We start from the raw sequence: 20,154 nt of genomic DNA on the forward strand, positions 1-20,154 counted from the left end.
GATGACTTCCGGTATTTTTATTCCCGAGCTCGGCCATCTGGCGATGATTCTGGCGCTGTGTTTTGCGCTGGTGCAGGCCGTGGTGCCATTGGTCGGTGCCTGGCGCGGTGACCGCTTCTGGATGAGTCTGGCCCAGCCGGCCGCGTGGGGGCAGTTCGCGTTTTTGCTGTTCGCTTTCGGCTGCCTGACCTACGCGTTCATGGCCGATGACTTCTCCGTCGCCTATGTGGCCAACAACTCCAACAGCGCGTTGCCGTGGTATTACAAATTCAGCGCGGTGTGGGGCGCCCACGAAGGCTCGTTGTTGCTGTGGGCATTGATCCTCGGCGGCTGGACGTTCGCCGTGTCGGTGTTCTCGCGCCAGTTGCCGCAAGTCATGCTCGCCCGCGTCCTGGCAGTGATGGGCATGATCAGCACCGGTTTCCTGCTGTTCCTGATCCTCACGTCCAACCCGTTCAAACGCATCCTGCCGCAAATGCCCAGCGATGGCGCCGACCTGAATCCCTTGTTGCAAGACATCGGCCTGATCGTGCATCCGCCGATGTTGTACATGGGTTATGTCGGATTCTCGGTGGCGTTCGCGTTCGCCATCGCGGCATTGATGGGCGGTCGTCTTGATGCGGCGTGGGCGCGTTGGTCGCGTCCTTGGACGATTGTGGCCTGGGCCTTCCTCGGTATCGGTATCACCCTCGGTTCGTGGTGGGCTTACTACGAACTCGGCTGGGGCGGCTGGTGGTTCTGGGACCCGGTGGAAAACGCCTCGTTCATGCCATGGCTGGTCGGCACCGCGCTGATTCACTCGCTGGCGGTTACCGAGAAACGTGGCGTGTTTAAAAGCTGGACGGTGTTGCTGGCGATTGCCGCTTTCTCGCTGAGCCTGCTCGGTACGTTCCTGGTGCGTTCCGGTGTGCTGACTTCGGTGCACGCATTTGCGTCCGACCCGGAGCGCGGCGTGTTCATCCTGATCTTCCTGCTGTTTGTCGTCGGTGGTTCGCTGACTCTGTTTGCATTGCGCGCGCCGGTCGTAAAAAGCCAGGTCGGCTTCAACCTGTGGTCGCGGGAAACCCTGCTGCTGGGCAACAACCTGGTATTGGTCGTGGCGGCGTCGATGATCCTGCTCGGCACCTTGTACCCGCTGATTCTCGATGCCTTGAGCGGCGCCAAACTGTCGGTCGGGCCGCCGTACTTCAACGCGCTGTTCATTCCGTTGATGGCGCTGTTGATGATAGTGATGGCGGTGGGCATGCTCGTGCGCTGGAAAGACACTCCGGTGAAATGGCTGTTGAACATGCTGGCCCCCGTGCTGCTCGGCAGCGTTGCTTTGGCCGTCATCGCCGGTATTGCTTACGGCGATTTCAACTGGGCGGTGATCGCCACCTTCCTGCTCGCCGCGTGGGTATTGCTGGCCGGTGTGCGCGACATCTTCGACAAGACCCGCCACAAAGGCCTGATCAAGGGCCTGCCAACCCTGACTCGCAGCTACTGGGGCATGCAGATCGCTCACCTCGGTATCGCCGTTTGCGCGTTGGGCGTGGTGTTGTCGAGCCAGAACAGTGCCGAGCGCGACCTGCGTCTGGCACCGGGCGAGTCGATGGATCTGGGCGGTTACCAGTTTGTGTTCGAAGGCGCCAAGCACTTCGAAGGGCCGAACTTCACGTCCGACAAGGGCACAATCCGGGTGATCCGTGACGGCAAGGAAATCAGCGTGCTGCACCCTGAGAAGCGTCTATACACCGTGCAGAACTCGGTGATGACCGAAGCCGGGATTGACGCCGGTTTCACCCGTGACCTCTACGTCGCATTGGGTGAACCGCTGGAAAACGGCGCGTGGGCGGTGCGCGTACACGTCAAACCGTTCGTGCGCTGGATCTGGTTCGGCGGCTTGCTGACCGGTTTCGGCGGGTTGCTGGCGGCGATGGATCGACGCTACCGAGTCAAGGTTAAAGCCCGTGTGCGTGAAGCGCTGGGCATGGAAGGAGCGGCTGCATGAGACGTTGGTTGATGCTGGTGCCACTGGCGATTTTTCTGCTGGTGGCGGTATTCCTTTATCGCGGTCTGTACCTTGATCCGGCGGAACTGCCGTCGGCGATGATCAACAAGCCATTCCCGGAGTTTTCCCTGCCAAATGTGCAGGGCGACAAGACTTTGACCAAGGCTGACATTCTCGGCAAACCCGCGCTGGTCAACGTCTGGGGCACCTGGTGCATTTCCTGCCGGGTCGAGCACCCGGTGCTGAACAAATTGGCCGAGCGCGGTGTGGTGATCTACGGCATCAACTACAAGGACACCAACGCCGATGCCTTGAAGTGGCTGGCCGAGTTCCACAATCCTTATCAGCTCGACATCCGTGACGACGAAGGCTCGCTGGGCTTGAACCTCGGTGTTTATGGTGCGCCGGAAACCTTTTTCATCGACGCCAAGGGCATTATTCGCGACAAGTACGTCGGTGTGATCGACGAGCAGGTCTGGCGCGAAAAACTCGCGGCGAAGTACCAGGCGCTGGTCGATGAGGCCAAGCCATGAAGCGCTTTTTAGCTGCCCTGGTGCTGGGCTTGAGTCTGGTCGGCGTGGCTCACGCGGCCATCGACACTTACGAGTTCGCCAAAGAAGGCGACCGCGAGCGTTTCCGCGAACTGACCAAGGAACTGCGCTGCCCCAAGTGCCAGAATCAGGACATCGCCGACTCCAATGCCCCGATTGCCGCCGACCTGCGCAAAGAGATTTTCCGCATGCTGGGCGAGGGCAAGGACAATCAGCAGATCATCGACTTCATGGTCGACCGCTACGGTGATTTCGTCCGCTACAAACCTGCACTGAACGCCAAGACCGCGCTGCTGTGGTTTGGCCCGGCCGGTCTGCTGCTCGGTGGTTTTGTGGTGATCGCGGTGATCGTCCGCCGCCGTCGCGGACAACGCGCCGAGACACCGCAATCGCTGTCTGCCGAAGAACGTCAGCGCCTCGACCAACTGTTGGATAAAAACCAAGAATGATTGATTTCTGGCTTGCCGCAGGGCTGTTGCTTCTGGTCGCCCTGAGTTTTCTGCTGATCCCGGTGTTGCGTGAACGTCGCGCCCAGCGTGAAGAGGATCGTACTGCCCTGAACGTCGCGCTCTATCAGGAACGCGTTGCCGAGTTGCAAACGCAACAGGCCGAGGGCGTACTCGATGCCGCGCAAATGGACAGCGGCCGCGCTGAAGCCGCGCGTGAGCTGCTCGCCGATACCGAAGGCGTTACCGCGCCGCGGGTGTCCCGACTGGGCAAGCCGTTGCCGCTGCTGGCTGCCGTGTTGGTGCCGGTATTGGGCCTGGCGCTGTACTTGCACTTCGGCGCCGCCGACAAGGTTGAACTGACCCGCGAATTCGCCCAGGCGCCGCAGTCGATGGAAGAGATGACCCAGCGTCTGGAGCGCGCCGTTGCGGCGCAACCGGATTCCGCTGAAGGCCTCTACTTCCTCGGCCGTACCTACATGGCTCAGGAGCGTCCGGCGGACGCGGCGAAGATGTTCGAGCGCGCCGCCAACCTCGCCGGTCGCCAACCTGAGTTGCTTGGTCAGTGGGCGCAGGCACAGTATTTTGCCGACGGTAAAAAGTGGTCTGACAAGATTCAGGCCCTGACCGACGAAGCGCTGAAGGCTGACCCGAAAGAAGTCACCAGCCTCGGCCTGCTGGGCATCGCCGCGTTCGAAGGCGAGCGTTATCAGCAAGCCATCGATTACTGGAACCGTTTGCTGGCGCAACTGCCGCCGGACGACAAATCCCGGGCCGCACTGCAAGGCGGGATCGAACGAGCAGCCGAGCGTCTTAAGGCCAGTGGCGGCACAGTCGCTGAGGCCACAGCGCCGAAAGCTGCTTTGTTGAAAGTCAGCGTCGAACTGGCCAGCGAACTCAAAGGCAAGGTGCAGCCGGGCGACAGCGTGTTCATTTTCGCCCGCGCTACGTCTGGTCCGCCGGCGCCATTGGCGGCCAAGCGTCTGACCGTCGCTGATCTGCCGGTGACTGTCGAACTGGGCGATGCCGATGCAATGATGCCGCAGTTGAAACTGTCGAACTTCCCTGAAGTCCAACTGGTTGCGCGCGTCTCCCGTGCAGGCAAACCGACTGCTGGTGAATGGGTCGGTCGCAGCGGGCCTCTGCCCAGCAGCACCACCGCGCCGCAAAAACTGACCATCGACCGCCCGGATAAATAACCGGAACCACAGGAAAGCACCGACATGCACACCATCGCCCGAATCACAGTCCTCACACTGGCCCTGGGCTTGAGTGCATGTGCGGTGCAACGACCGGAACCGACCACCAACCTGCCGCCGATTCCGCCCTCACAGCCAAGCCCGACCCCGTCGACTTCGCCGGCCCCAGGCAAAAGCATCCCGGCCAAACCGGCAAAACCCGTCCCGCGCACCTCGGCCAGCTTCGCCCCACCACCGGGCGGCAACAGCCACTGGGATCAGAAACTCGGCGTCTACGTCCTGGACGATCAGACCAACACCTTCTATCGCCAGCGCACCTACTACCGCTGGAACAACGGCTGGAGCCGCGCGGTCAGCCCCAACGGCCCATGGGAAGACACCAACATCCACGGCGTGCCGCCGGGGTTGGGCAAGAAATTCGGGCAGTAAATGAAAACGGCGATCCTCGGATCGCCGTTTTGCTGTGTGCCTGTTGGGTTCACACAGAAATTGCTCAAGGAAGTGCTGCGCAAAGCTCAGGGTTTTGCGGTTCCAATCACACCCTGTAAAACAACCAGACGTCGCACTGCCACTTTCTGTGCTTGAGTAAAGATAACTCTAGAGTTATTTTTAACGGGCCTTGGCAAGGAGGCGATTGGTGCAAAGCAGGTTATTGATCAAGGAGCTGGAGGAAGCAGGTTGGACGCTGGATCGTGTCACCGGCAGTCATCACATCTTCAGGCACCGTTACAACCCGAACACGATTCCCGTCCCGCATCCGAAAAAGGATTTGCCATTGGGAACGGTCAAAAGCATCAGGAGGCGTGCCGGGTTGGACAACCCGCCAGCCAGCTATGAAGGAGATCCATAATGCAATATCCAATCTGCATCGAGTGGGGCGATGAGAGCACCGCCATTGGTATTCAGATCCCCGATATTCCTGGCGCCGTAACGGCCGGGGATACCTTTGAAGATGCCTACAACGCGGCAGTTGAGATCGCGCACATCATGCTGCAAGAGATTGTGGCGGATGGGCATTCGGTTCCGCTGCCAACCTCGGCGGCGGCACATCGCAATAATCCGGAATTTGCCGAGATGGGCTGGGGCATGCTTGAGCTGGATATCTCGCCGTATCTGGGCAAGACCGAAAAGGTCAATGTGACGCTGCCCGGTTACGTGATCCAGCGAATCGACCGTTATGTGCGCGAGCACAACGTCAAAAGCCGCTCCTCGTTTCTGGCGGATGCGGCGATGGAAAAATTGGTTCGGTATTGACGACAACGCCCCCACAGGGTCAGTGCTTAACCTGTGGGGGCGAGTCTGCTGGCGATATTTTTAGCGTGTCAGGCAGCTGCCAGTGAGCGCTTTTCGGAAACACTCAAAAACCGCAACAACGCCAGCAACGGAAACACACTGCCGACAATCACGATCCACAACCAGCCACCATGCTCATACACCGCGCTGGCCACCGACGAGCCGAAAGCGCCGCCGATGAAGATGCTGGTCATGTACAGCGCGTTCAGACGACCACGGCTTTTGGCGTCCAGCGAGTACACCGCACGTTGGCCGAGCACCATGTTCATCTGCACGCAGAAGTCGAGGACGACGCCGGTCACGGCCAGGCCGATGACGCTGTAGGCCGGGTGTATGAAGGCGGGCAGGAAGCTCAGACTGGCGAACAGCATGGCCAGCAAGGACGCGATGCGTGTGTGGCCGGCATCGGCCAGGCGGCCGCTGATTGGCGCGGCGATGGCACCGATGGCGCCGACCAAGGCGAAGATCGCGATCTCGGTTTGCGACAGGCCATGATTGCGCGCCAGTTCCAGCGGCACTGCGGTCCAGAACAGACTGAACGCGGCGAACATGCAGCCTTGGTAAAACGCACGCTGACGCAGCACCGGTTGTTGGCGCAGCAGTGTCCACAGCGACCCGAGCAGTTGCCCGTAGGTGGCGCTGTGATCCGGTTGGCGCTTGGGGACTGTCAGCGCCAACACCACGCTGATCGCCGCCATCAACGCCGCCGCGATCATGAACATTGCCCGCCAGCCCAGGTGGTCAGCGACCACGCTCGACACCGGCCGCGCTAACAGGATGCCCAGCAGCAAGCCGCCCATGATCCCGCCGACCACTCGGCCTCGGGATTCTTCCGGTGCCAGATGTGCGGCCAGCGGAATCAGAATCTGCACCGACACCGAACTGAAGCCCACCAGCAACGAGATCAGCAGAAACAGGTTGGGCTGATCGGTGAACGCCGCAGCCAGCAGGCTCGCAATCGCCACGACGGTGGTGATGATCATCAACCGACGGTTTTCCAGCAGGTCCGCCAATGGCACCAGAAAGAACAGGCCCAGCGCGTAGCCGATCTGCGTCAGCGAGACGATGAAGCTGGCCATGGTGTCGGTCAGACCGATGTCTGGCGCGATCAGGCCGATGATCGGCTGCGCGTAGTAGATGTTGGCAACGATGGCGCCGCAGCAGAATGCGAACAGCAGCACCATGCCTCGGGTCATTGCGTGAGTCGTGGCGGTCATAGGGTTTCTCGATCCAGCGAAAGGAATGCGGTGAGGCTATGGGACAAACCGGGCGGGCAGAAGACGCCTTGGGTTGATATCAGTTATCAAGGTGCGCGATGTTGGGGTGTTTCAGCGTGTCATCCTGGGTGGACCTTGCGTCCGACCGATGAGCGTCGATGATACATTCACTTACATCTGTTCGATAGCGTGCTTATGATCACAAGCTCCCCCCTCACCCTAGCCCTCTCCCGAGGGAGAGGGAGCTGATTGGGGGATGCTTGAGAAATACGCCGACCTGAACGAGCGTGACCGAATCCATAATCGCCACAATCTTTCAGGTCGACGCATGACGCAAAACAACGCGGTCGGCCCCCTCTCCCTCCGGGCGGTCCGACGTTTCGGGAGGGTTGGGGTGAGGGTGAATTCTGGCCACAAAAAAGGCGACCTGCCGAGGTCGCCTTTTTCATCACCGCTTAAACCTTACTGCCCCGTGTAAATCTGATCAAAAACCCCACCATCATTAAAGTGCGTTTTTTGCACGGTGCGCCAGTCGCCAAAAGTCTTCTCCACCGAGAGGAAATCAACTTTCGGGAAACGATCGGTGTACTTCGCCAGCACCGCCGGATCACGCGGACGCAGGTAGTTGGCGGCAGCAATTTCCTGGCCTTGTGGCGACCACAGGTACTTCAGATATTCATCAGCGGCCGCACGCGAGCCTTTCTTGTCGACGACTTTGTCGACCACCGAAACCGGTGGCTCGGCCTCGGCGGAGACACTTGGGTAGACGACTTCAAACTGATCCCGACCAAATTCGCGAGCGATCATTTCGGCTTCATTCTCGAAGGTTACCAGCACGTCGCCGATCTGGTTGGTCATGAACGTGGTGGTGGCGGCGCGGCCACCGGTATCGAGCACTGGCGCTTGCTTGAACAGTTTGCCGACGAAGTCCTTGGCCTTGTTCTCGTCACCGCCGTTCTTCAGCACATAGCCCCATGCCGACAGGTAGGTGTAGCGACCGTTGCCCGACGTTTTCGGGTTCGGCACGATCACCTGTACGCCGTCCTTGAGCAGATCCGGCCAGTCTTTCAGGGCTTTCGGGTTGCCTTTGCGGACGATGAACACGGTGGCGGAAGTGAACGGCGCGCTGTTGTTTGGCAGGCGCGTGACCCAGTTCTCCGGCACCAGCTTGCCGTTGTCGGCGAGGGCATTGATGTCGGTCGCCATGTTCATGGTGATGACGTCAGCTGGCAAGCCATCGATGACCGACCGCGCCTGCTTGCTCGAACCGCCGAAGGACATCTGCACGGTGATGTTTTCGTTGTGCTCGGCTTGCCAGTGTTTCTGGAACGCAGTGTTGTAGTCCTTGTAGAAATCGCGCATCACGTCGTATGAAACGTTGAGCAGGGTCGGTGCGGCTTGAGCCACGCTGCCGAACGCGAGACCAGCGGCGAGAAGTGAGGCGCCAAAGAGTTTTTTCACTGCGCATTCCTTGTTGTTTATGTATGTAGGAGCTGCCGAAGGCCTGCGATCTTTTGATCTTATAAACAAACATCAAAAGATCGCAGCCTTCGGCAGCTCCTACAGGGAGTGATGTTTAATTGCCACTGACTATAACGGGCAGCGCATAGTCCTTTAAAGATTAAAAAGCTCTTTGCTTATTCCAATTTTTTGAACAGTGCATTGCCACATCGCGAGCAAAAAGCGGCGCCATGTTCGTGGCTGTTCTTTTTGCACACCGGGCAATCATGTTGCAGCTGTTCGCCGCGCATGGCGTTGGCCAGCTCGGCGGTGAAAATCCCGGTGGGCACGGCGATGATCGAGTAACCGGTGATCATCACCAGCGACGAAATCACCTGACCCAGCGGCGTTTTCGGCACGATGTCGCCAAAACCCACGGTGGTCAGCGTCACGATAGCCCAATAGATGCCTTTGGGAATGCTGGTGAAGCCGTGCTCCGGGCCTTCGATCACGTACATCAACGTACCGAACACCGTCACCAGCGTGCAGACACTGACCAAAAACACCACGATTTTCTGTTTGCTGCCGCGCAGCGCCGACATCAAGTAGTTGGCTTGCTTGAGGTACGGGCTGAGCTTTAGCACGCGGAAAATCCGCAGCATGCGGATGATGCGAATAATCAGCAGATACTGCGCATCGCTGTAATACAGCGCGAGAATGCCCGGCACGATCGCCAGCAAATCCACCAACCCGTAAAAACTGAAGGCATAGCGCAGCGGCTTGGGCGAACAGTAAAGACGCAGGATGTACTCACCGAGAAAGATGATCGTGAAACCCCACTCGATGTAGGCCAGCACGTTGGCGTAGTTCTGGTGAATGCTGTCGATGCTGTCGAGCATCACGATCACCAGGCTGGCGAGGATGATCAACAGCAAAATGCCGTCGAAGCGCCGCCCGGCGAGGGTGTCGCTCTGGAAAATCATGACGTAAAGCCGTTCACGCCAGTTGCTGCTGCTGTCCATGAATAATGCCTGAATCAAAGATCAGCGCAGCCTAGGTTGATTCTCCCCTTGAGCGCAAGGCGTGCTGTCGACGTTGGCTTTGCCAAGCATCTGGATACCGGCGCGGATCAGCCAGCAGGCCAGGATGAACGGCGCGGTCAATGTGGCCAGCCCCATGGCGGCGAACAGCGGTGTGATCAGCAATGCCAGGACGATGCCGAGCAAGGGCAACCACGGTTGTTCGCGTTGAGCACTGAAGGCGAGGGCGGCGAGTACGGCGTTGTAGCTGCCCAGGCCCAGCAGCGCGGAACCGGTTTCGTGGTGCAGCAAACTGGACGCGAGACCGATTGCAGAAGCCAGCAGTGCCCAGGCAAAAGCGCGGCGATCAGCGATCAGCAAACCGATGGCAATCAACACCCCGGCCAATGGATGCCCGAGGAACATCACCTGACCGAGCCCTTTGAACTCGGCAGCGAGCAGATTGAGCAGGTTCATCTCGACGTGAGCCATCGGCGCCGACGGTTCGGCGAACAGCAGTAACACCCAACTCATGGCCACGAACGGCGAGGTGTAGGCCGGTATGGATCGGTTGCGGTACACATGTTTGAGCCATTGTTGCGTGAGCATCGCGCTTAAGCCGCCGGCGGCAAGAATCAGCGGCGGCAGCAGCGGTGACCAAGGGAAATAGAGGCTCAGCAACAAGCCGAGCAGAACACCGTTGTAACTGAACAACCCGGCCTGGCGATCAGCCTTGGCGTAGTTGCGCCGTTGCGCAGTCAACAATCCGGCGACGGCGCCCAGCAGCGCACCGGCGAACAGCACAGGCGCGGTCAGCAGGATCGCCAGCAGACACAGCAGGCCGCACAGTGGATGGCGCTGGAGAAATATCTGACTGAAACCGTTGAGCAAAGCCTCGGCCCAGTCGGGGCAGTGGGTATTGAAATGTCTGGCAGGCATGTCGAAAAAATCTGGGCAGTTGGAAAATCAAAAGGTCTTGCGAGTAACTGTGGCGAGGGGATTTATCCCCGATGGGCTGCGAAGCAGCCCCTAGTCGGTGAATGCGGTTTTTCTGTGAAAACCGTCGGCCCCCAAAAGCGATGACTGCTGCGCAGCCAGTCGGGGATAAATCCCCTCACCACAGGTTTTTGTACTTACATCGAAACTGTTGTTAAGAGCAGAAGTGTTGCTTAGATCAATGTTTCGATCCGCAGCGAGTTCGTCGACCCCGGCTGCCCAAACGGCACGCCCGCGGTAATCAGCAGCGTGTCGCCACGCTCAGCCATACCCTGCGCTTGAGCGATTTCCAGCGCTGTCGAACACACCTCATCGACCTGACGCAGGCGATCGTTGACCACCGAGTGAATGCCCCATGCCACGCTCAAACGGCGCGCGGTCTGCAGGTTCGGCGTCAGGTTGAGGATCGGTGCTTTCGGCCGTTCCCGCGATGCACGCAGGCTCGATGCGCCCGACTCGCTGTAGTTGACCAAAACGGCTACCGGCAACACGTTGCTGATGCGCCGGATCGCGCAGCTGATTGCATCGGAAACGGTGGCCTCAGCCTTCGGCCGACTGACGTCCAGTTGCGTCTGATAATCCGGACCGTTTTCAACCTGGCGGATTATCTTGCTCATCATCTGCACGGCTTCCAGCGGGTACTCGCCGGACGCGGTTTCCGCCGACAGCATCACCGCATCGGCGCCTTCGGCCACGGCGTTGGCGACGTCGGTGACTTCGGCGCGAGTCGGGGCAGGGGAGAAGCGCATCGACTCGAGCATTTGCGTCGCGACGACGACAGGTTTGCCGAGTTCGCGGCAGGTGGTGATGATGTTTTTCTGAATCTGCGGCACGCTCTCGGCCGGCACTTCCACGCCAAGATCACCGCGAGCCACCATGATCGCGTCGCTCAGTTCGGCGATTTCACGCAGTTGCTCAACCGCCGACGGCTTCTCGATTTTCGCCATCAAAAACGCCTTGTCGCCGATCAGCGCGCGGGCTTCGAGAATGTCTTGCGGGCGCTGCACAAACGACAGCGCGACCCAATCCACACCCAGTTCCAGGCCGAAGCTCAGATCGCGGCGATCCTTGGCGGTCAACGGGCTGAGTTCGAGCACCGCTTGTGGCACGTTCACACCTTTGCGATCCGACAGTTCGCCGCCATTGAGCACGGTGGTGTCGATCGCGTCGGCGTATTTGGTCACCACGCGCAGGCGCAGTTTGCCGTCGTCGAGCAGCAGATCCATGCCCGCTTCCAGCGCTTCGATAATCTCCGGATGGGGCAGATTGACCCGGCGCTCATCGCCCGGTGTCGCGTCCAGATCGAGACGGAATGCCTGACCGCGATGCAACTGCACCTTGCCGTCAGCGAATTTGCCGACGCGCAGTTTCGGCCCTTGCAGGTCCATCAGAATGCCCAGCGGATAGTTGAGCTGGCGCTCGACTTCGCGGATCCACTGATAGCGCTTGGCGTGGTCGGCGTGATCACCGTGGCTGAAGTTGAGGCGGAAGATATTGACCCCGGCCTCGACCAGTTCGCGGATAGCGTCAATGCCATCGACCGCAGGCCCGAGGGTGGCGAGGATTTTGACCTTTTTATCAGGCGTCATGATTTAGAGTTCTCAAGGATCAGGATGGCGCGGAAGTCGTTGACGTTGGTGCGGGTCGGCTCGGTGACGATCAGCGCATCGAGTGCCTGGAAGTAGCCGTAGCCGTTGTTGTTATCCAGCTCGTCGCTGGCGCTCAGGCCAAGGGCGGCGGCGCGGGCGTAGCTGTCCGGGGTCATGATGGCGCCGGCGTTGTCTTCCGAGCCGTCGATGCCGTCAGTGTCACCGGCCAAGGCGTAGACGCCGGGCTGGCCCTTTAGGCTGTCGGTCAGGCTCAGGAGGAATTCGGCATTGCGGCCGCCACGGCCATTGCCGCGCACGGTCACGGTGGTTTCGCCGCCGGAGAGAATCACGCACGGCGCCGCCAATGGCTGGCCGTGATTGATGATCTGGCGGGCGATGCCGGCGTGGACTTTCGCCACTTCGCGCGACTCACCTTCCAGGTCGCCGAGGATCAGCGTGCTGAAACCGGCCTGACGGCATTTCACCGCGGCGGCATCCAGCGATTGCTGCGGACGGGCGATCAACTGGAAATGACTGCGCGCCAGGCTCGGGTCGCCGGGTTTGACGGTTTCCGACTCGGGGCTTTGCAGCCAGGTGCGTACCGACGCCGGGATCTCGATGCCGTAGCGTTTGATGATCGCCAGCGCTTCGGCTGACGTGCTCGGGTCGGCCACGGTCGGGCCGGAAGCGATGACCGTGGCGAGGTCGCCTGGTACATCGGAAATCGCATAGGTGTAAACAGTTGCCGGCCAGCAGGCCTTGCCGAGGCGGCCGCCCTTGATCGCCGAGAGGTGCTTGCGCACGCAGTTCATCTCGCCGATGGTCGCGCCGGATTTGAGCAGGGCTTTGTTGATCGACTGCTTGTCGGCGAGCGTGATGCCTGCGGCTGGCAGGGCGAGCAGGGCAGAGCCGCCACCGGACAGCAGGAAGATCACGCGGTCGTCTTCGCTCAGGTTGCTGACCAGTTCCAGCACGCGTTTGGCTACGGCCAGACCGGCGGCGTCGGGCACCGGATGCGCGGCCTCGACCACTTCGATTTTTTCGCACGGGGCGCCGTGACCGTAACGGGTCACAACCAGGCCTGTGACTTCACCTTCCCAGCAGCGCTCGACCACTTGCGCCATGGCAGCGGCGGCTTTGCCGGCGCCGATGACGATCACCCGACCGGTGCGGTCGGCTGGCAGATGGGCTTCGAGGACTTGCTGCGGATGAGCCGCGTCGATGGCTGTGGCAAACAGCTCGCGCAGCAGTTGTTGCGGATCGACCGACATGGCGGGCTCCCGGAATTCTTGTTATTGGGATAAAGCGACAACGGTGTAGCGACGCGGTCCTTGTGGGAGCTGGCTTGCCAGCGATTCAGGCGCCGCGGTCATTCAGGCAGACCGAGTTGATGCCATCGCGGGCAAGCCCGCTCCCACAGGGAGCGAGTCATAGGCGCAGATTATTTCTTGTCGCGAATCGAGAAGTTGGCCATGTGTTCCAGACCCTTGATCAGCGCCGAGTGGTCCCAGTTGCTGCCACCGATGGCCGCGCAGGTGCTGAACACTTGCTGGGCGTTGGCGGTGTTCGGCAGGTTGATGTTCAGCTCCTTGGCGCCTTGCAGGGCCAGGTTCAGGTCCTTCTGGTGCAGGCTGATGCGGAAGCCTGGATCGAAGGTGCCTTTGATCATGCGCTCGCCGTGCACTTCGAGAATCTTGGACGAGGCGAAACCACCCATCAGCGCTTCACGCACCTTGGCTGGATCCGCACCGTTTTTCGAAGCGAACAGCAGTGCTTCGGCGACAGCCTGAATGTTCAGGGCAACGATGATCTGGTTGGCAACCTTGGCGGTCTGACCGTCGCCATTGCCACCGACCAGGGTGATGTTCTTGCCCATGGCCTGGAACAGCGGCAATGCGCGTTCAAAGGCATCGGCGTCGCCACCGATCATGATGCTCAGGGTCGCGGCTTTGGCGCCGACTTCACCGCCGGACACTGGTGCGTCGAGGTATTGCGCGCCTTTCTCGTTGATCTTCGCCGCGAAAGCCTTGGTGGCGGTCGGCGAGATCGAGCTCATGTCGATGACGATTTTGCCTTTGCTGATGCCGGCCGCAACACCGTCGGCGCGGAACAGCACGTCATCGACCTGCGGGGTATCCGGGACCATGACGATGATGAATTCAGCTTCCTGCGCGACTTCGCGCGGGTTGGCCAGAGCGACGGCGCCAGCGGCAACCAGGTCGGCAGGTGCGGCGTCGTGATGCGCCGACAGGAACAGGCTGTGACCGGCTTTCTGCAGGTTCGCCGCCATTGGGTGGCCCATGATGCCGGTGCCGATAAATCCGATTTTAGCCATGAGAAAATCCTCTTGTTTTTGTCTTGCCCCCTGTAGGAGTTACCGCAGGCTGCGATCTTTTGATGTTGCTTTTGAAGATCAAGATCAACAGATCGCAGCCTGCGGCAGCTCCTACAGGGGTGATGTGTTTGATTAGATTGCGTTGTGGGTTTTTAACCAGCCCAGACCCGCTTCAGTAGTGGTCAGCGGCTTGTACTCGCAGCCCACCCAACCCTGATATCCGATGCGGTCGAGGTGTTCGAACAGGAAGCGATAGTTGATCTCGCCAGTGCCCGGCTCGTTACGCCCCGGGTTGTCCGCGAGCTGCACATGGTTGATCTCGCCCAGGTGCGATTGCAGGGTGCGGGCCAGATCGCCTTCCATGATTTGCATGTGATAGATGTCGTATTGCAGGAACAGATTGGCGCTGCCGACCTGTTCGCGAATCGACAGGGCTTGCGCCGTGTTGTTCAGGTAGAAGCCCGGAATGTCACGGGTGTTGATGGCTTCCATCACCAGTTTGATGCCCGCCGCTTGCAGCTTGTCGGCGGCGTACTTGAGGTTGGCGACAAAGGTCTTTTCAACGGTGGCATCGTCAACTCCCTGCGGACGGATACCGGCCAGGCAGTTGATCTGGGTGTTGCCCAGCACTTGTGCGTAAGCAATCGCCAGATCGACCCCGGCGCGGAACTCTTCAACCCGGTCCGGCAGGCACGCGATACCGCGCTCGCCCTTGGCCCAGTCACCGGCCGGCAGGTTGAACAGCACTTGGGTCAGGCCGTTGGCGTCGAGCCTGGTCTTGATTTCGGCAGAGCTGAAGTCGTACGGGAACAGGTATTCAACACCACTGAAACCAGCCTTGGCGGCGGCGTCGAAACGGGCAAGGAAATCCTGTTCGGTGAACAGCATGGACAGGTTGGCTGCGAAACGCGGCATGGTGGTCTCCCGTTGCAAATTAATGTTGATGGCCCGTGTAGGAGCTGCCGCAGGCTGCGATCTTTTGATCTCGATCTTCAAAACCCAAGATCAAAAGATCGCAGCCTGCGGCAGCTCCTACAGAGGCATCAAACCTGCGGATCAATCAAGCATCGAAATCGCCGTTGGCGCATCGTTGCCGACCAGCGCCAGGTCTTCGAATTCGTTGACGGCGTTGATCTCGGTACCCATGGAGATGTTGGTCACACGCTCCAGAATGATCTCGACGATCACCGGCACCTTGAACTCTTCGATCATCTGTTCGGCCTTGCGCAGGGCAGGGGCGATTTCCGATGGTTCGAACACACGCAGTGCCTTGCAACCGAGGCCTTCGGCGACTGCGACGTGGTCAACACCGTAACCGTTGAGTTCCGGCGCGTTCAAGTTGTCGAAGGACAGTTGCACGCAGTAGTCCATTTCAAACCCGCGCTGTGCCTGACGAATCAGGCCCAGGTACGAGTTGTTCACCACGACGTGGATGTAAGGCAGTTTGAACTGAGCGCCGACCGCCAGTTCTTCGATCATGAACTGGAAATCATAGTCCCCCGACAGGGCCACGACTTTACGGCTCGGATCGGCCTTGACCACGCCCAGTGCTGCCGGAATGGTCCAGCCCAACGGACCTGCCTGGCCGCAGTTGATCCAGTGACGCGGCTTGTAGACGTGCAGGAACTGCGCGCCGGCAATCTGCGACAGACCAATGGTGCTGACGTAGCAGGTGTCTTTGCCGAACACCTGGTTCATCTCTTCATACACGCGCTGCGGTTTGACCGGCACGTTGTCGAAGTGGGTCTTGCGGTGCAGGCTGGCTTTGCGCTGCTGGCAATCCTGCAGCCAGGCACTGCGGTTTTTCAGCTTGCCCGCGGCTTGCCACTCACGGGCGACTTCGATGAACACGGTCAGCGCGGCAGCGGCGTCGGACACGATGCCCAGGTCCGGTGTGAATACACGGCCGATCTGCGTGCCTTCGATGTCGACGTGAATGAACTTGCGACCTTCGGTGTAGACGTCAACCGAACCGGTGTGACGGTTGGCCCAACGGTTACCGATACCCAGCACCACGTCGGATTTGAGCATGGTGGCGTTGCCGTAGCGGTGCGAAGTCTGCAGACCCACCATACCGACCATCAACGGGTGATCGTCAGGGATGGTGCCCCAGCCCATCAGGGTCGGGATGACCGGGATGCCGGTCAGTTCAGCGAACTCGACCAAAAGATCACTGGCGTCGGCGTTGATGATGCCACCACCGGCCACCAGCAATGGACGCTCGGCCTGGTCAAGCAGGGCCAAAGCCTTCTCGACCTGAACGCGGGTAGCGGTCGGCTTGGCCAGTGGAAGTGGCTGGTAAGCGTCGATATCGAATTCGATTTCGGCCATCTGCACGTCGAACGGCAGGTCGATCAGCACTGGGCCTGGACGGCCGGAGCGCATTTCAAAGAACGCTTTCTGGAACGCGTAAGGCACTTGGCCCGGTTCCAGCACAGTGGTTGCCCACTTGGTGACTGGCTTGACGATGCTGGTGATGTCGACAGCCTGGAAGTCTTCCTTGTGCATACGGGCGCGGGGTGCCTGGCCGGTAATGCAGAGGATTGGAATCGAGTCGGCCGAGGCGCTGTAGAGCCCGGTGACCATGTCGGTACCGGCAGGGCCGGAAGTCCCGATGCACACGCCGATGTTGCCGGCCTTGGTGCGGGTGTAGCCCTCGGCCATGTGCGAGGCGCCTTCAACGTGGCGAGCAAGGACGTGATCGATGCCACCGACTTTCTGCAAGGCGGAGTACAGCGGGTTGATGGCAGCGCCCGGAATGCCAAAAGCGGTATCAACCCCTTCACGGCGCATCACCAGAACGGCGGCTTCGATTGCTCTCATTTTGCTCATGGTTTTGTGCCTCTTTACGTTTTGTAATTGTATACAAGTGGCTTTGCGCAGAGTGTATTCACGGCGGACGGCGCAGGTCAATCCATTTTCTCAAGCGACTGTTTCATTCGTCGGAAGCCGGTTCTGCTGTGGCTTTTCGTCGCATGTGGCGCTTTTCGAGAATTATTGTATACAAAAAAATAACTCATTGTGTTCTATTTGTTTGCATCGGACTGCGGCATTCAAGCGCAGCTCCACGACTTTCCCTATAACAAAATGAGGACGGCACCATGAGCGCTTTAACCTTGAAAGTCGCAGTCAACCTGGTCAACGAAGCCATCAACGCAGGGCGGGGCATCAATGCCGCGCCGTTGACCATCGCGGTACTCGATACGGGCGGGCACTTGATCGCCCTGCAACGCGAAGACGGCGCCAGCCTGCTGCGCCCGCAGATCGCCATCGGCAAAGCCTGGGGCGCGATTGCGCTGGGCAAGGGTTCACGCCTGCTGGCAGTGGATGCTCAACAACGCCCGGCGTTCTTCGCGGCACTCAACAGCATGGGCCAGGGCAGCGTCGTGCCGGCACCGGGTGGAGTGTTGATCCGCGATCAGGCGGGGGAGGTGTTGGGTGCGATCGGCATTAGCGGCGACCTGTCGGATGTTGATGAACAGGTGGCGATCAAAGCGGTGCAGGCGCTGGATTTGAAGGCGGATGCGGGGGTGGTTGCTTGATTGGTGATGACTGATTAACCGCTATCGCGAGCAGGCTCACTCCTACAGGGTTTGTGGTCGGATACAAAATGTCTGAACACTCAAACCCCCTGTAGGAGTGAGCCTGCTCGCGATTGCAATCTCCTGGACACATCCGGCCAACAGTTTGCTCAACCTACCTGAATCCACAGAACTAGTCTTCCTCTGACATTGTCACGGGAGGCAAAGGAATGCCGGATCTACCTGCTGCACACCGATTACGAGCCGGGCGCTATGGCGAAGCCAATCGTATCTACCTGTTGACCACAAACACACTGAACCGGGCACCGGTTTTCAAGGAATTTGCCTTGGGCAGGCTGGTCGTCGATCAATTTCGAAATGCGCAGAATCTCGGCTTGGCAAACTCACTGGCGTGGGTGGTCATGCCGGATCATTTTCATTGGTTGATTGAATTGCAGCAGGGCTCTTTGAGCGAATTGATGCAGAAGACCAAATCGATGAGTACCAAAGCGGTCAAGCAGCGTACCGGGCGAAATATCAGTCTCTGGCAGAGAGGGTTCCATGATCGGGCGCTACGGCGGGAAGAGGATCTGGTGAAGATGGCGAGATATGTCGTGGCCAATCCATTGCGGGCAGGATTGGTTGAGAAGCTAGGCGACTATCCGTTGTGGGATGCCATTTGGGTTTGAACCGGCACCGAGTCGCCTTGATCGCGAGCAGGCTCACTCCTACAGGTGAATGCATTCCAAATGTAGGAGTGAGCCTGCTCGCGATAGCCGCATCGCGGTGTCTCAGTCCGGCTCACACCCCTTCAACACCAACCGAATAATCGTCTGCGCCGCCGCTTCATAATCGGCTTCATCCAGCTTGTCCTTGCCGGTGATCGCCGAGATCTGCCAGTCGAAGTCGGCGTAGGTCTGGGTCGCGGCCCAGATGCTGAACATCAGGTGGTTGGGGTCGATCGGGGCGATCTGGCCGCGGTCGATCCAGGTCTGGATGCAGTCGATGTTGTGCTTGGCCTGGCCGTTGAGCTGCTCGACCAGGTCGGCGCTCAGGTGCGGGGCGCCGTGCATGATTTCGCTGGCGAATACCTTGGAGGCGAAGGGCAGGTCGCGCGAGATGCGAATCTTCGAGCGGATGTAGCCGCTGAGCACTTCGCTCGGCACGCCGTCCGCGTTGAACGGAGTCGAAGCCTGCAAGATCGGCACGATGATGCTTTCCAACACCTCGCGGTAGAGGTTTTCCTTGGATTTGAAGTAGTAGTAGACGTTGGGCTTGGGCAATCCTGCCTTCGCGGCGATGTCGCTGGTTTTGGTCGCAGCGAAGCCCTTGTCGGCAAACTCCTCACTGGCAGCACGCAGGATCAGTTCTTTGTTGCGCTCGCGGATTGTGCTCATAAACCCGGTGGTTCCTTGCCTGTTCTGGCGGTTGCGCATGGTAGCACCGGCCTCGCGCAGCGCTCAACAATGCCCCATGTGGCCTGCGGTCGCGTTATGCTTCGCAACATTCATACATAGAAGGAAACAGGATTCATGGCAGGAAGCAGTTTGCTGGTGCTGATTGACGATATCGCCGCCGTTCTGGATGACGTTGCGTTGATGACCAAAATGGCCGCCAAGAAGACCGCCGGGGTGCTCGGCGATGATTTGGCGCTCAACGCCCAGCAGGTCTCCGGCGTGCGCGCCGAGCGGGAAATTCCCGTGGTGTGGGCGGTGGCCAAGGGTTCGTTCCTCAACAAACTGATTCTGGTGCCGTCGGCGCTGGCGATCAGTGCGTTCGTGCCGTGGCTGGTCACGCCGCTGTTGATGGTCGGTGGTGCGTATCTGTGTTTCGAAGGTTTCGAAAAGCTCGCGCACAAATTTCTGCACAGCAAGGCTGAAGATGACGCGGATCATGCGCAACTGAGCGCAGCCGTTGCCGATCCGGAAACTGATCTGGTGGCGTTCGAGAAGGACAAAATCAAAGGCGCGATCCGCACCGACTTCATCCTTTCGGCAGAAATCATCGCCATCACTCTGGGTGCCGTGGCCGGCGCCCCGCTGACCCAGCAAGTGATCGTACTGTCCGGCATCGCCATCGTCATGACCGTCGGTGTTTATGGCCTGGTGGCCGGCATCGTCAAGCTCGACGACCTCGGTCTGTGGCTGACCCAGAAGCCTGGGCAAATGGCCAAAAAAATCGGCAACGGCATTCTGGTCGCCGCGCCCTACATGATGAAGGCCTTGTCGGTGATCGGCACGGCGGCGATGTTCCTGGTCGGCGGCGGCATCCTGACCCACGGCGTGCCGGTGGTTCACCACTGGATTGAAGGCATTGGCGCAGCGGCGGGCAGCGCGGGGTTTGTGGTGCCGGTGTTGCTCAATGGCGTAGCGGGGATTATTGCCGGTGCGGTGGTGCTGGCGGTTGTGTCGGTAGTCGGCAAGATCTGGAAAGCTGTGAAAGGCTAAAAAGATCGCAGCCTGCGGCAGCTCCTACAGGGTGTACATCCTCCCAATGTAGGAGCTGCCGCAGGCTGCGATCCTTTGATCTTCATGAAAAAGGCCATTCGACTCGCATCG

Annotated in this window: 20 protein-coding genes; 10 read left to right on the plus strand and 10 right to left on the minus strand. The window is 59.7% G+C overall.

Annotated elements, in window-relative coordinates; all coding sequences use genetic code 11:
• Nucleotide 1 precedes the first annotated feature (1 nt).
• From ACA061_RS07605 to ACA061_RS07635, 7 genes are all read left to right on the plus strand, one after another.
• Complete coding sequence (locus tag ACA061_RS07605) at nt 2–1,990, plus strand: heme lyase CcmF/NrfE family subunit (RefSeq protein WP_150618525.1); 1,989 nt, start codon at nt 2–4, stop codon at nt 1,988–1,990.
• The gene (locus ACA061_RS07610) at nt 1,987–2,523 is read left to right on the plus strand and encodes a DsbE family thiol:disulfide interchange protein (RefSeq protein ID WP_150594234.1); all 537 of its coding nucleotides are present in this window, start codon (nt 1,987–1,989) and stop codon (nt 2,521–2,523) included. The genes ACA061_RS07605 and ACA061_RS07610 overlap by 4 nt, the downstream gene beginning before the upstream one ends.
• Complete coding sequence (locus ACA061_RS07615) at nt 2,520–2,990, plus strand: cytochrome c-type biogenesis protein (protein WP_150601186.1); 471 nt, start codon at nt 2,520–2,522, stop codon at nt 2,988–2,990. Before ACA061_RS07610 ends, ACA061_RS07615 begins: the two co-directional genes overlap by 4 nt.
• Nucleotides 2,987–4,186, plus strand: a complete 1,200-nt coding sequence (gene ccmI, locus ACA061_RS07620; protein WP_150618526.1) for a c-type cytochrome biogenesis protein CcmI — start codon at nt 2,987–2,989, stop codon at nt 4,184–4,186. Before ACA061_RS07615 ends, ccmI begins: the two co-directional genes overlap by 4 nt.
• Before the next feature lie 24 nt (nt 4,187–4,210).
• A complete protein-coding gene (locus ACA061_RS07625; protein ID WP_150601188.1) occupies nt 4,211–4,615 on the plus strand; it encodes a hypothetical protein in 405 nt (134 codons plus the stop codon).
• A 208-nt stretch (nt 4,616–4,823) separates the two neighbouring features.
• On the plus strand, nt 4,824–5,036 hold the full coding sequence (locus tag ACA061_RS07630) for a type II toxin-antitoxin system HicA family toxin (protein ID WP_210553686.1): 213 nt from the start codon (nt 4,824–4,826) through the stop codon (nt 5,034–5,036).
• Nucleotides 5,036–5,440: a type II toxin-antitoxin system HicB family antitoxin gene (locus tag ACA061_RS07635; RefSeq protein ID WP_150601192.1), complete on the plus strand. Its 405-nt coding sequence runs from the start codon at nt 5,036–5,038 to the stop codon at nt 5,438–5,440. The genes ACA061_RS07630 and ACA061_RS07635 overlap by 1 nt, the downstream gene beginning before the upstream one ends.
• 68 nt (nt 5,441–5,508) lie before the next feature.
• Here the strand turns inward: ACA061_RS07635 and ACA061_RS07640 are convergent, their stop codons facing one another.
• The 9 genes from ACA061_RS07640 to gcl all read right to left on the minus strand — a co-directional run bounded on the left by ACA061_RS07640 (nt 5,509) and on the right by gcl (nt 16,907).
• Nucleotides 5,509–6,696 carry an MFS transporter gene (locus tag ACA061_RS07640; RefSeq protein ID WP_150601193.1) on the minus strand — a complete coding sequence of 396 codons (1,188 nt, stop codon included), beginning with the start codon at nt 6,694–6,696 and terminating at the stop codon, nt 5,509–5,511.
• 462 nt (nt 6,697–7,158) lie between these two features.
• Nucleotides 7,159–8,157 (minus strand): sulfate ABC transporter substrate-binding protein, encoded by a 999-nt coding sequence (locus ACA061_RS07645; RefSeq protein WP_042558269.1) that lies wholly within the window; start codon nt 8,155–8,157, stop codon nt 7,159–7,161.
• 176 nt (nt 8,158–8,333) lie between these two features.
• Complete coding sequence (locus ACA061_RS07650) at nt 8,334–9,158, minus strand: ion transporter (protein ID WP_497301043.1); 825 nt, start codon at nt 9,156–9,158, stop codon at nt 8,334–8,336.
• Between the two features lie 21 nt (nt 9,159–9,179).
• Nucleotides 9,180–10,094, minus strand: coding sequence for an urea transporter (locus ACA061_RS07655; RefSeq protein WP_150618432.1), 915 nt, complete (start codon nt 10,092–10,094; stop codon nt 9,180–9,182).
• 230 nt (nt 10,095–10,324) lie between these two features.
• Nucleotides 10,325–11,740 carry a pyruvate kinase gene (gene pyk, locus ACA061_RS07660; protein WP_042558272.1) on the minus strand — a complete coding sequence of 472 codons (1,416 nt, stop codon included), beginning with the start codon at nt 11,738–11,740 and terminating at the stop codon, nt 10,325–10,327.
• Nucleotides 11,737–13,011, minus strand: a complete 1,275-nt coding sequence (locus tag ACA061_RS07665; protein WP_497301046.1) for a glycerate kinase type-2 family protein — start codon at nt 13,009–13,011, stop codon at nt 11,737–11,739. The genes pyk and ACA061_RS07665 overlap by 4 nt, the downstream gene beginning before the upstream one ends.
• 170 nt (nt 13,012–13,181) lie before the next feature.
• Nucleotides 13,182–14,075 carry a 2-hydroxy-3-oxopropionate reductase gene (locus ACA061_RS07670; RefSeq protein ID WP_497301048.1) on the minus strand — a complete coding sequence of 298 codons (894 nt, stop codon included), beginning with the start codon at nt 14,073–14,075 and terminating at the stop codon, nt 13,182–13,184.
• 132 nt (nt 14,076–14,207) lie between these two features.
• Entirely contained in the window at nt 14,208–14,990 is a 783-nt protein-coding gene (gene hyi, locus ACA061_RS07675; protein ID WP_150618434.1) for a hydroxypyruvate isomerase, read from the minus strand.
• Nucleotides 14,991–15,131: 141 nt separating this feature from the next.
• Nucleotides 15,132–16,907 (minus strand): glyoxylate carboligase, encoded by a 1,776-nt coding sequence (gene gcl / locus ACA061_RS07680; RefSeq protein WP_150618435.1) that lies wholly within the window; start codon nt 16,905–16,907, stop codon nt 15,132–15,134.
• Between the two features lie 269 nt (nt 16,908–17,176).
• Between gcl and ACA061_RS07685 the strand changes: the two genes are divergently transcribed.
• Both ACA061_RS07685 and ACA061_RS07690 read left to right on the plus strand, forming a co-directional pair.
• A complete protein-coding gene (locus ACA061_RS07685; RefSeq protein ID WP_210553682.1) occupies nt 17,177–17,617 on the plus strand; it encodes a GlcG/HbpS family heme-binding protein in 441 nt (146 codons plus the stop codon).
• A 209-nt stretch (nt 17,618–17,826) separates the two neighbouring features.
• The gene (locus ACA061_RS07690) at nt 17,827–18,285 is read left to right on the plus strand and encodes an REP-associated tyrosine transposase (protein WP_210553681.1); all 459 of its coding nucleotides are present in this window, start codon (nt 17,827–17,829) and stop codon (nt 18,283–18,285) included.
• A 102-nt stretch (nt 18,286–18,387) separates the two neighbouring features.
• On the opposite strand, the gene ACA061_RS07695 is transcribed toward ACA061_RS07690, so the two are convergent.
• On the minus strand, nt 18,388–18,993 hold the full coding sequence (locus ACA061_RS07695; RefSeq protein ID WP_042558279.1) for a TetR/AcrR family transcriptional regulator: 606 nt from the start codon (nt 18,991–18,993) through the stop codon (nt 18,388–18,390).
• Between the two features lie 135 nt (nt 18,994–19,128).
• Here ACA061_RS07695 and ACA061_RS07700 point away from each other — a divergent pair, with 135 nt between their 5' ends.
• Nucleotides 19,129–20,043 (plus strand): DUF808 domain-containing protein, encoded by a 915-nt coding sequence (locus tag ACA061_RS07700; RefSeq protein WP_210553680.1) that lies wholly within the window; start codon nt 19,129–19,131, stop codon nt 20,041–20,043.
• Nucleotides 20,044–20,154: the final 111 nt, after the last annotated feature.

The organism is Pseudomonas sp. LBUM1668 (genome assembly GCF_059695715.1).

Excerpts from the sequence above, each read along its gene's own strand:
- ACA061_RS07605 (WP_150618525.1), top strand. The coding sequence starts at position 2 with ATGACTTCCGGTATTTTTATTCCCGAGCTCGGCCATCTGGCGATGATT.
- ACA061_RS07610 (WP_150594234.1), top strand. The coding sequence starts at position 1,987 with ATGAGACGTTGGTTGATGCTGGTGCCACTGGCGATTTTTCTGCTGGTG.
- ACA061_RS07615 (WP_150601186.1), top strand. The coding sequence starts at position 2,520 with ATGAAGCGCTTTTTAGCTGCCCTGGTGCTGGGCTTGAGTCTGGTCGGC.
- ccmI (WP_150618526.1), top strand. The coding sequence starts at position 2,987 with ATGATTGATTTCTGGCTTGCCGCAGGGCTGTTGCTTCTGGTCGCCCTG.
- ACA061_RS07625 (WP_150601188.1), top strand. The coding sequence starts at position 4,211 with ATGCACACCATCGCCCGAATCACAGTCCTCACACTGGCCCTGGGCTTG.
- ACA061_RS07635 (WP_150601192.1), top strand. The coding sequence starts at position 5,036 with ATGCAATATCCAATCTGCATCGAGTGGGGCGATGAGAGCACCGCCATT.
- ACA061_RS07640 (WP_150601193.1), bottom strand. The coding sequence starts at position 6,696 with ATGACCGCCACGACTCACGCAATGACCCGAGGCATGGTGCTGCTGTTC.
- ACA061_RS07650 (WP_497301043.1), bottom strand. The coding sequence starts at position 9,158 with ATGGACAGCAGCAGCAACTGGCGTGAACGGCTTTACGTCATGATTTTC.
- ACA061_RS07655 (WP_150618432.1), bottom strand. The coding sequence starts at position 10,094 with ATGCCTGCCAGACATTTCAATACCCACTGCCCCGACTGGGCCGAGGCT.
- pyk (WP_042558272.1), bottom strand. The coding sequence starts at position 11,740 with ATGACGCCTGATAAAAAGGTCAAAATCCTCGCCACCCTCGGGCCTGCG.
- ACA061_RS07665 (WP_497301046.1), bottom strand. The coding sequence starts at position 13,011 with ATGTCGGTCGATCCGCAACAACTGCTGCGCGAGCTGTTTGCCACAGCC.
- ACA061_RS07670 (WP_497301048.1), bottom strand. The coding sequence starts at position 14,075 with ATGGCTAAAATCGGATTTATCGGCACCGGCATCATGGGCCACCCAATG.
- hyi (WP_150618434.1), bottom strand. The coding sequence starts at position 14,990 with ATGCCGCGTTTCGCAGCCAACCTGTCCATGCTGTTCACCGAACAGGAT.
- gcl (WP_150618435.1), bottom strand. The coding sequence starts at position 16,907 with ATGAGCAAAATGAGAGCAATCGAAGCCGCCGTTCTGGTGATGCGCCGT.
- ACA061_RS07685 (WP_210553682.1), top strand. The coding sequence starts at position 17,177 with ATGAGCGCTTTAACCTTGAAAGTCGCAGTCAACCTGGTCAACGAAGCC.
- ACA061_RS07690 (WP_210553681.1), top strand. The coding sequence starts at position 17,827 with ATGCCGGATCTACCTGCTGCACACCGATTACGAGCCGGGCGCTATGGC.
- ACA061_RS07695 (WP_042558279.1), bottom strand. The coding sequence starts at position 18,993 with ATGAGCACAATCCGCGAGCGCAACAAAGAACTGATCCTGCGTGCTGCC.
- ACA061_RS07700 (WP_210553680.1), top strand. The coding sequence starts at position 19,129 with ATGGCAGGAAGCAGTTTGCTGGTGCTGATTGACGATATCGCCGCCGTT.